The sequence below is a fragment of the Streptomyces triticisoli genome (genome assembly GCF_003270085.1).
Lineage (GTDB): Bacteria > Actinomycetota > Actinomycetes > Streptomycetales > Streptomycetaceae > Streptomyces > Streptomyces triticisoli.
Genome location: NZ_QFDQ01000287.1, coordinates 1 through 10057, shown reverse-complemented (window position 1 = coordinate 10057; position 10057 = coordinate 1). Strand labels below are relative to the sequence as shown.

The 10057-nt window shown below is 75.3% G+C and carries 6 protein-coding genes and 1 pseudogene; 2 read left to right on the top strand and 5 right to left on the bottom strand.

The window, feature by feature from the left end; all coding sequences use genetic code 11:
* On the top strand, nt 1-4130 hold a 4130-nt coding region (locus DEP02_RS32240; protein WP_232839377.1), incomplete at its 5' end, for a cation-translocating P-type ATPase.
* A 390-nt stretch (nt 4131-4520) separates the two neighbouring features.
* Here the strand turns inward: DEP02_RS32240 and DEP02_RS32235 are convergent.
* The 5 genes from DEP02_RS32235 to DEP02_RS32215 all read right to left on the bottom strand — a co-directional run bounded on the left by DEP02_RS32235 (nt 4521) and on the right by DEP02_RS32215 (nt 9235).
* Nucleotides 4521-5867 (bottom strand): FAD-dependent oxidoreductase, encoded by a 1347-nt coding sequence (locus DEP02_RS32235; protein WP_112471215.1) that lies wholly within the window; start codon nt 5865-5867, stop codon nt 4521-4523.
* A gap of 160 nt (nt 5868-6027) precedes the next feature.
* A complete protein-coding gene (locus DEP02_RS32230) occupies nt 6028-6705 on the bottom strand; it encodes a TetR/AcrR family transcriptional regulator (RefSeq protein ID WP_112471214.1) in 678 nt (225 codons plus the stop codon).
* A 146-nt stretch (nt 6706-6851) separates the two neighbouring features.
* Nucleotides 6852-7550: an HAD family hydrolase gene (locus DEP02_RS32225; RefSeq protein ID WP_112471213.1), complete on the bottom strand. Its 699-nt coding sequence runs from the start codon at nt 7548-7550 to the stop codon at nt 6852-6854.
* Between the two features lie 68 nt (nt 7551-7618).
* On the bottom strand, nt 7619-8560 hold the full coding sequence (locus DEP02_RS32220) for a M56 family metallopeptidase (protein WP_112471212.1): 942 nt from the start codon (nt 8558-8560) through the stop codon (nt 7619-7621).
* Nucleotides 8561-8680: 120 nt separating this feature from the next.
* Nucleotides 8681-9235, bottom strand: coding sequence for a DUF5134 domain-containing protein (locus tag DEP02_RS32215; RefSeq protein WP_112471211.1), 555 nt, complete (start codon nt 9233-9235; stop codon nt 8681-8683).
* 189 nt (nt 9236-9424) lie between these two features.
* Here DEP02_RS32215 and DEP02_RS32210 point away from each other — a divergent pair.
* Nucleotides 9425-10057 (top strand): annotated as a pseudogene (locus DEP02_RS32210) (FUSC family protein); the annotation flags it as partial.

Below are 10057 nucleotides of genomic sequence, written 5' to 3'. Positions count from 1 at the left end.
ACTGGCGGTCCGGCGCGCGGGCGCACCTCGCGCTGCGGCCCGCGGACCCGGACCGGGTGCGGCGCGCGGGCGGGACGGAGCACCTGGCCCGGCGCATGGCCGCGGCGCTGGCCGAGCGGCCGGACGTGCTCTTCGCCTACTGGGACCAGGGGCTCGCGCGCCTCGTCGTGACCGTGGCGGAGGACGAGGCCGCCGACGAGGTCGTGGACCACGCCACCGAACTCGCCGCCCGGCAGGGGCTGCTCCTGGCGGGCGGCGACCCGGAGGAGGTGACGCATCCCGCCGACCCGGCCGGGGTGCGGGCCGCCGCGGCCACGCTCGCCGCCGACGCGGTGGGCATCGCCGCGGGACTCACCGCCTACTCCCTGCGCCTGTCCCCCTCGCCCCGCATGGTGACCGCCGCGGTGACGCTGCTGCGGGAGAACCCGCGCGTTCGAGCCTGGCTGCGCGCCCGGCTGGGCAGGCCCCGTATGGAACTCCTGCTGGCCTGGGTGAACGCGGCTGCGCACGGTGCCGGCCAGACCCCCACCTCGCTGGTGCTGGACGGGATGCTGCGCGCCTGCCAGCTGGGCGACACGGTGGCCCGCTCGGCCGCCTTCGACGCCGTCCACGACGAGCTGTGCGCACCCCACCGCACCAGCGTGGCCACGGACGTCTCCGCGCGTCCGCCGCTGCGCGTCACGCCGGCCCAGGAGTACGCCGACCACGCCTCCGCCGGCAGTCTGCTGGGCGCGGCGGTGACCCTGCTGGTCAAGCGGCAGGCGGCCGAGGCGGCCGAGGCGGTGCTCGCCGGTTCGCCCAAGGCCGCGCGTTACGGACCCGCCGCCTTCCACGCCGTACTCAGCACCACGCTCGCCCGGACCGGAGTGCTGGTCCGCGACCCCGAGCGGCTGCGGCAGCTGGAGATGGCCGGCACCGTCGTCCTGCACCCGAGCGCGCTGCGCACCGACGCCGGAGAGGCGGACCCGTGGGCCGAGCCGGTCCTGGACGCGTCCCGCCGGGCCGGCCTCAGGGTCGTCGTGATGGACGACCCGGCCCTGGAGGACTTCACCGCCCTCGCCGACCAGGTCGTGGACGCCCGGCGCCCCCTTGACGACGTGGTGTACGGGCTGCGCGGCGGGGAGGGCGCGGTCATCACCGTCGCCCGGGTGCGGTCCGCCGACGACCACGACGTCCTGGCCGGGCTGCGCGGCAGCGACATCGCCGTCGCCCTGACGGACGACGGCGCCGCCGTCGTCTGGGGCGCGGACATCATGGCCCTGCACGGACTGCCCGACGTGTGGCGGGTGCTGACCGCCGTCCCGGCCGCCCGCACGGTGGGTCACCGTGCCCAGACCCTCGCCCGGTCCGGCGCCGCGCTGTCCGGGCTGCTCGTGGCCGTCGGCGAGTCCAGGGGCGGGCGCGGGCGCGGGCGCTACGCCGTGCTGCCGGGACTGCGGCACGCACCGGTCGACATCGCCGCGGCCATCGCCCTGCTGTCCGGGGCACGCGCCGCCCTCGGCGTGGCGTCGGCCCGCGCCCCGCACCCACATCCGCGCGTGCACTGGCACGAACTCGACCCGGACGAGGCCCAGGACCGGCTGGAGCACCAGCCGGCCGCCGTACCGACCCCGTTCGAGCAGGCCACCGGACAGGTCCGCAAGGCCGTCGGCCGCCTCACCCGGCACCCTGCCCTCGCCCCGGCCCGCTGGACCTACGACCTCGGCCAGGCCGTGCGCGGTGAACTGCACGACCCCCTCACCCCGGTCCTGGTCGTCGGCTCGGCGGCCTCCGCGATCCTCGGCTCCGTGGTGGACGCCCTGCTCGTCGTCGGAGCCCTCGACCTGAACGCCCTGGTCGGCGGCGTCCAGCGGCTGCGCGCCGAGCGGGCGCTGTCCGGGCTGGTCGCCGGACAGAAGCAGAAGGCACGCGTCGCGCCCCCTGAGAACGAGGCCCCGGCCGGCGGCACCCGTACGGTCGACGCCGGAAAGCTGCGCCCCGGCGACGTGATCGAGCTGAAGGGCGACGACGTGGTGCCCGCCGACGCCAGGCTGCTGTGGGAGGACGGCCTGGAGGTCGACGAGTCGGCGCTGACCGGGGAGTCGCTGCCGGTGCAGAAGCAGACCGACCCGACCCCGCACGCGGCGGTCGCCGACCGGCTCTGCATGGTCTTCGAAGGCACGACCGTGGTGGCCGGGCAGGCCCGGGCCGTCGTGGTCGACACCGGGGACGACACCGAGGCCGCCCGTGCCGTGCACCTGGCCGCCCGTACGCTCCCGGCCGCGGGCGTGCAGGCCAGGCTGCAGGAACTCACCCGCAAGGCCCTGCCGCTCACACTGACGGGCGGTGCCGGGGTGACCGGTCTGGCGCTGCTGCGCGGCACCCCGGTTCACGAGGCGGTCAGCGGCGGTGTGGCCGTCGCCGTGGCCGCCGTCCCCGAGGGCCTGCCGCTGGTGGCCACGGTGGCGCAGCTGGCGGCGGCCCGGCGGCTCAGCCGCGACGGCGTCCTCGTACGGTCTCCGCGCACGCTGGAGGCGCTGGGCCGGATGGACACCGTCTGCTTCGACAAGACCGGCACCCTCACCGAGAACCGGCTGCGCGTGGTGCGGGCGTCCGACGCCGCCGGGACGGTCCACCCGGTGGGCGAAGCGGCGTCCGCCGACACGCTGCGGGCCGCCGCGCGGGCCTGCCCGCGGCTGAACGGCGGCTCCGACCGGCCGGTGCACGCCACCGACGAGGCCGTCCTCGACGCGGCCGGCCCCGACCCTGACTGGGTACAGCTCGACGAACTCGGCTTCGAAGCCGCCCGCGGATACGCCGCCGGCGTCGGACGTGCCGCGGACGGCCCCCGCGTGCTCGTGGTCAAGGGTGCCCCCGAGACCGTCCTGCCCGCCTGCGCCGACCTCCCGGCCCACGTCACCGGCGCCTCGCGCGCGCTGGCCGGGCACGGACTGCGCGTGCTGGCGGTGGCGCAGCGACGGCTCGACGAGCACGAGGACATCGAGGACGTACTCGAACAAGAGCTGCGGGAGCTGGAGTTCATCGGCCTGCTGGCGCTGTCGGACGTACCCCGCGAGACGTCCATGGCCCTGGTGCGCGGTCTGTACGAAGAGGGCGTACGACCGGTCATGCTCACCGGCGACCACCCGCAGACCGCCCGGGCGATCGCCACCGAACTGGGCTGGCCCGAGGACACCACCGTGGTCACCGGGGACGAACTCGCCGCCGCGGACCGCTCGGGCCGGGCCCGTATGCTGCGGGACGCCGGCGTCGTGGCCCGGGTCGCGCCCGAACAGAAGCTGCAGGTCGTCGAGTCGCTGCGGGACGCGGGCCGGGTGGTCGGCATGGTCGGCGACGGAGCCAACGACGCCGCGGCGATCCGCGCCGCAGACATCGGCGTGGGCATCAACGCCCGTGGCTCGGCGGCTGCGCGCAACGCCGCCGACATCGTCCTCACCGACGACGATCTGACCGTCCTGATCGACGCGGTCGGCGAGGGTCGCGCCCTGTGGCACAGCGTCGCCGATGCCATCGCCATTCTGATCGGCGGCAACGCCGGCGAGGTCGGCTTCGGCCTCCTCGGCACGCTGCTGTCGGGCACCGCGCCGCTGTCCACGCGCCAGATGCTCCTGGTGAACCTGTTCACGGACCTGTTCCCGGCGATGGCGGTGGCGGTGACCCCGAAGGAGGACGGCGAGCGGGGGCAGTCGGCGGAGCCGGAGGACGTGGCGGGCGGGGTCCTGGGCGATGCGCTGATCCGGCAGATCCGCCACCGTGCCCTGACCACGTGTCTGGGCGCGCTCACGGCCTGGCTGATCGGCCGCTTCACCCCCGGCACCAACCGCCGCTCCAGCACGATGGCCCTGTGCGGCGTGGTCGGCACCCAGCTCGCCCAGACCCTGCTCGACCGCCGCGACAGTCCACTGGTCCGAATGACGTCCCTGGGCTCCGCGGTCACCCTCGTTGCGTTGATCCAGATCCCCGGCGTCAGCCGATCCCTGGGCTGCACCCCGCTCGGCCCACTCGCCTGGACCGGTGTCGCCGCGGCGATCGCCCTGGCCCTGGCAGGCCAGCGGGCCCTGCCCCGCCTGGAGGAGACGGTCGTCCGCCTCCTCCCGAAGAACGAGCCCCTGGAACCGGGCCGCCCCTGAGGCGGGCCCGGCGGCCACCTGCCGCCGGGGGCTCGTTTTCGCCAGGTCCTGGTGCCCGGCTCCGGTCGCGCCGTCGCCGGCCGGGCCGACCGGATGCGAGCACGGTGGCCGGTTGCGCCAGATCCTGGCACCGGACTCCCGCAGTGCCCCGGCGGCTCGGTCCGGCCGGGCCCCGGTGGGGGGCTTCCGTCGTACCGTCTGGCGGGCTTCCGTCGTACCGTCGGCTGCCGGACCACAGGATTCCGCCGTCTGCCCCAGGAGCGGGCCCGGCACCGGTGCCCCTCGAACGGGTCCCGCCCGAAGAGCTCGGGGAGTGTGTCCCTGGGCACATCCCAGTCGCCGGGCCGGGGAGGGGGAGCGCCGCGGGCAGGCGGAGTCCGGCGACCGGCCCTACGAGGCCCCGCTGCGTGCCGCCGCGCGCAGGGACTCCCAGTCCGGGAGCTTGACCACGCCGCGGCCCAGGGACGCGCCGAGGGTCGCCTCGGCTCGCTCGATGGCCAGCCAGCCCGCCCATGGAACGGGCTCGACGCCCTCGGCGCGCAGGGCGGGGACGGAGTCGTCCGGGACCTGTCTGCGGACGAGCGCGGGCGCGTCCGCCAGCAGCGACGTGACCGTCTCCTTCGCACAGGACCGGTTGGTGCCGATGACGCCCGTGGGGCCCCGCTTGATCCAGCCGGCCACGTACTCGCCCGGCGCGGCGGCCCCGTCGCGCAGGACACGCCCGCCCTGGTGCGGCACGGTGCCGGTGGCGGCGTCGAAGGGCAGCCCGTCCAGGGGCACCCCGCGGTATCCCACGGAGCGCAGCACCAGATCGGCCGCGATGTCCTCGTACCGCCCGGTCCCGGTCACGCCGCCGTGCCCGTCCGGCGCCGTACGTTCCAGCCGCAACGCCCCCACCCTGCCGTCCACGGCGAGCAGTTCGGCGGGGCGCAGGAAGAAGCGCAGCCGGATCCGGCGGGCGCCGCCCCTCGCGGGCGCCGCCGCCCAGCCGCGCAGGACCTCGATGTTGCGGCGCTGGGCGGCGGGCAGCGCCGAGGGGTCCGTGTACGCCGGGTCCAGTGCCAGCTCCTCCGGGTCGACCACGACGTCGGTGTCCGGCAGGGCGCCCAGCTCGCGCAGCTCCTTGGTCGTGAAGCGGGCCTGCGAGGGGCCGCGCCGGCCCACCATGTGGATCTCGGTCACCCGGCTCGCCGCGAGCGCGGCCAGCGCGCCCTCGGGCATGTCGGTGCGGCTCAGCTCGGCCGCGCCGCGGGCCAGCATGCGGGTGACGTCCACGGCGACGTTGCCCACGCCGATGACGACGGCCGACCGCGCGCCCCGGACGAAACCGTCGTCCACGGCGTCGGGGTGGGCGCTGTACCAGGAGACGAACTCGGTCGCCGACCAGCTGCCCGGCAGGTCCTCGCCCGGGATCCGCAGGTGCCGGTCGGTGGCGGCGCCCACGCAGTACACCACCGCGTGGTACAGCTCCCGCAGCCGCCCGACGGGCAGCCCGCCGGAGCCACCGACCTGCACGCCGCCCAGGAACCGGACCCGCTCGTGCTCCAGGACCGTACGCAGGTTGTTCTGCAGGGACTTGATCTTCTCGTGGTCCGGCGCCACGCCGTAGCGCACCAGCCCGTACGGGCACGGCAGCCGGTCGAGCACGTCGACGCGCACCGAGGGGTCCTGCTGGACGAGGCCCTGAGCGGTGTAGCACCCGCTCGGCCCCGAGCCGACGACGGCGACACGCAGCACGGCGGAACTCCTTACCCCGGCGGATCGGAGGAGGTCGCTGATGGCTCCAGCATCGCACCAAGCGGCCCGCCGGGGGAGACCGGCGGCACGGGACCGCCCGCGTGTCGCGCCGACGAGAGCCGTACGCCGACTGCCGGACCACGGCTTTGGAGTTGCCGGACTACCGCTCCGGCGGGTGCTCCGGGCGCCGGTCGGTGGCGAAGAAGCGGGACAGGTCGGTGTCGCGGGATCCACCGGGCGGCTGGGCCTCGGGCGGCAGGCCCATGTCCCAGTCGAGCCGGTAGCGCTTGAACAGCTCCGCCCGCAGCACCGGCACCGGCATCGGAGCCCCGGGCACCAGCGCCGCGTAGACGGCGCCCATCAGCAGGGCCCGCAGCATCGGGTAGTCGGCGTCGACGTCCGCCGAACCGCGCCGGGCGACGGTGTCCCGCAGGAGCTGGGAGAGCCGCTGCTGCTCCGGGCACTGCACGAAGCCCTCCGCTTCCAGGATCCCCGCCATGTGCTGCCGCATCAGCACCGGCCGGTCCCGGGCCAGCCCCAGGATCGCGTCGATGGCCCGCGCCAGCCGCTCCCGGCCGTCCTCGGTGCACGGCTCGCGCTCCAGCGCCTCCTGAAGCGTGCGGTGCATCAGCCGGTGCACGGCGGACTGCACCAGCCGGCGCTTGCCGGGGAAGTAGTAGGAGACCAGGCCGCGGGCCGCCCCTGCGCGGTCGGCGATGGCGCCGAGCGTCGTCGCGTCGTACCCGTGCTCGCCGACCAGCTCGACCGCCGCCTGCAGAAGCCGCTCCCGGGAGCGCCGCCGCAACTCTTCATTGACCGAGGCGCTGCGCGGAGACATGCGAAACTCCTGTATTGACTGGCTGCCAGCCAACTATACTCGGCGCGAGCCCACCGGCCCCGGCAACGGGGTCCGCTCGGGCTGCCGTCCGTCTCGGGCGACGCGGGGGATCGTCCGAGGCGGACTCGCGCGTGTCCGGCGTTCGCTCAGGCCGCTCGGCCGACCAGGCCGAGCACCGGCAGCAGCGCGTCCGGCCGGTCCGTGACCGGCCGGTGGTCCACGAAGTGCACCCCGCAGCCCAGAGCCGCCGCGCCGCCGTCCGCACGGCGGTCGTCGCCGACCATCAGCACGTCCTTCGGATCGGCGCCGAGTTCCGCGCAGGCGGCCGCGAACAGGCGCGGGTCCGGCTTCTGGATGCCGTGCTCGTACGACAGCACATAGGCGTCGATGTACGGGGCGAGGCCGTGGGCGCGGAACACCGGGCGCAGATCCCAGCCGATGTTGCTCACCACGCCCACGCCGACCCCGCGCTCACGCAGCGTGCGCAGCACCTCGGCCGCGTCCGGGTAGGGCGCCCAGGCCGCCGGAGTCATGTGCCGGTCGTACAGCGCGTCGTGCAACGCCGGGTCCGGCAGCGGCACCTGGCGGGAGAGGCCCGTGTACGCGGCCCGGTGCTGCTCGGCGCTACGGTCCCGGACCTCCCACAGTCCGGCCAGCTCCTCGGGCAGCCGCACGGGGTACGCACCGCCCGGCAGCGCCCCCGCCTCCTCCAGCGCTCGCGCCTTCTCAGCCAACTCACGCTCGTCCATCATGAGTTCCGCCTCGTCCACCACGGCACGCAGCCAGGACCCGGTGGACTCGATACGGAAGAGAGTCCCGGAGAAGTCGAAAAGTACGGCAGTCATGAGGTGATCATCACCCGATTCGGCCGCTCGGACCACCTGTTTCGGACGATCGCCGCCGGGACCGCAGATCAGCCCAGCGCCCTCAACCCCGGTACGAACGCCACCAGTACCGGCACCACCGGGACCAGCGACGCGAGCACCGTCAGGCGCAGCCGGCGGGCCGCCGTCAGCCGGACCGGGGGAGTGAGGAGGCGGTGCACCCGCTCGGGGACCTGGGCCCCGGGGGCGGGGCAGGGACCGAACACGCCCCGGTGCTCGTTGAGTTCGACCAGGGCGAGGGCGGTCGTCAGACGGCCGAAACGGCGCGAGGCCATGTCGTCGGCGGCGAGTTCGACCAGCCGGTGCATCTCGTCGCGGAACGCGGCGAACACCGGCACCTGGGGAAAGCCGCCGGCCAGCGCGGAGGAGCAGTGCAGCAGCCAGTCGTGCCGGGCCCGCGCGTGGCCCTGCTCGTGCGCGAGGACGGCGTCCAACTGCCGTCCCTTCAACCGTCGCAACGCGGCCGTGGTGATGACCAGCCGGGGCGAAGGGCCGGGCAGCCACCAGGCGTCCGGCCGCTCGCCCTCCAGTACGACGAGCCGGTCGTTGCCGGGCTCCTCACCGGGCAACAGCGGGGCACGGACGAGGAGTTCGGCACGCCGGCGGCGCCGCCGCGCCCGGGCCCGTACGACCTCGCGGACCAGCATCACCGCGCTCCACACCCCGCCGCACGCGAGCGTCACCGCGGCGGCCGGTGCCCAGACCCCGGCCGCGCCGAACGCGTACGCCTCCACCACCCCGTGCGGAGCCGTGGCGAACACATGGCCGCGCACCTCCTGCCAGGCGGCCGCGGCGCTGAGCGTCATCGACAGCACGCAGCACAGCAGGACCGCGGCCACCACGCACTGCCACACCCACAGCGCCAGCACCGGTTCCCGGTCCGGCCAGTCGGCCCCGGCCCGGGCGAGCAGCCGAGGGGCGGCGACGGCGGTGAGGGCGCCGATCAGCAACAGGACCGCGGGGACCATCATGCGAACACCCTATGAGCGGCCGACTGTCCAGGGGTACGGCTCCACGCGGCAAAGTGACACAGACCACGGCGCCGTATCCCGCGCCGTGCCCCGCCCTGTGCCGTCCCAGAGGGTGCCGTCTCACATGGCCAGGAGCATGGCCACCATGGCCATCCCCATCGACAGCCGGCACGCCCGCGCCAGCTCCGGCCGGTCGCCCCACCCCGTGCCCCCGCCCACGGTGCCCCCGGCCACCGCCCCGGCAGGGACCAGCCGGGCGCCGGACAGCAGGACATAGCCCGCGAAGTACAGCAGCAGCGCGCCCGTGACCAGCGGCATTCCCGCCCCGCCGGGCATGTGGTGGGAGCCGGGCGAGACGGCCATCACCACCGACATGTAGACCATGGCCGACGCGCCTATCAGGTGGTGCAGATGGTGCGGACTCCGCCACACCGCCCCCAGTGCGTGCAGCGCGGCCGCCCCGAAGACCACCGTGTAGGCCGACCACACCCACGCGGGTGGCGTGAACACCGCGGCCGGCACGGCCATGGCGGCCATGCCGAAGCCCATCAGCGCCTCACCGCCCGCGGCCCGGCGCTGTTCCTCGACGCTGCTGCGCATGCGCAGCAGGCAGTACGCCCCGGTCGCCGCGCACAGCGCCACCAGCAGCCAGCCGGCCGCAACCGATCCGTGCACCCCCCACCTCCCCGTCCGACGGGCCCCGGCCGCCGCCGGGCGGCAGGCCGTCGGTCAAGCGATGCCCGCGGCACGCGGAGTGCAGACGGGCGTAAAGGGGCACACGGGGAGCATTCGTCGGAGCGCGGCAGGTCACCGCCGGGCCCCGGATATGCTTTACTGGTAAAACACCTGCTAAACTTGTTCGTCATGAGCAGTGCGACCCCCACCCCCGCCGGCCGGATCGTCCGGCGGCTCCCGCTCACCGGCGTACTCCGGCTCGGGCGCCCCTCGGACATCTGGTTCAAACCCGCCCTGAGCGTCGTCGCCTCGGTCGCCCCGCCCAACCTCACCCTGCTCTTCCTCGGCCGGCTCGACCTGGCCATGTACACGATGGCCGGCTCGCTGTGCGCCCTGTACGCCCACAACCGCCCCTACGCGGCCCGGGCCCGCGCCCTGGCCTGGGTGGTGCTCGGCATGGTCGGCGGACTCGCCCTCGCCCTCGTCACGGCCTCGCTCACCACCGATCCGGTCGTCCTGGTCACCGTGGGCGCCCTGATGGCCGCCGTGCAGAAGGTGCTGTGCGACGCCACCCGCATCGGCCCGCCCGGCAACGTCATCCTCACCTTCATCAGCTCCGCCTCCCTGTTCGCCCCGCAGACCCTCGGCGAGGTCCCGGCCCACGTGGGGCTGGCCGCGGTGGCGGGCGTCTGGTCCTGGCTGGTCGGCATGGCGCCCGGGCTGCTGCGCCCGCACGGCCCCGAGCGCCGCGCCACCGCCCAGGCGCTGAACGCGGCCGCCGCCCACGCCGCCACCGGCGGCACCGGAGACGGCCACGCCCGG

Excerpts from the sequence above, each read along its gene's own strand:
- DEP02_RS32230 (WP_112471214.1), bottom strand. The coding sequence starts at position 6,705 with ATGTCTCCGCGCAGCGCCTCGGTCAATGAAGAGTTGCGGCGGCGCTCC.
- DEP02_RS32225 (WP_112471213.1), bottom strand. The coding sequence starts at position 7,550 with ATGACTGCCGTACTTTTCGACTTCTCCGGGACTCTCTTCCGTATCGAG.
- DEP02_RS32220 (WP_112471212.1), bottom strand. The coding sequence starts at position 8,560 with ATGATGGTCCCCGCGGTCCTGTTGCTGATCGGCGCCCTCACCGCCGTC.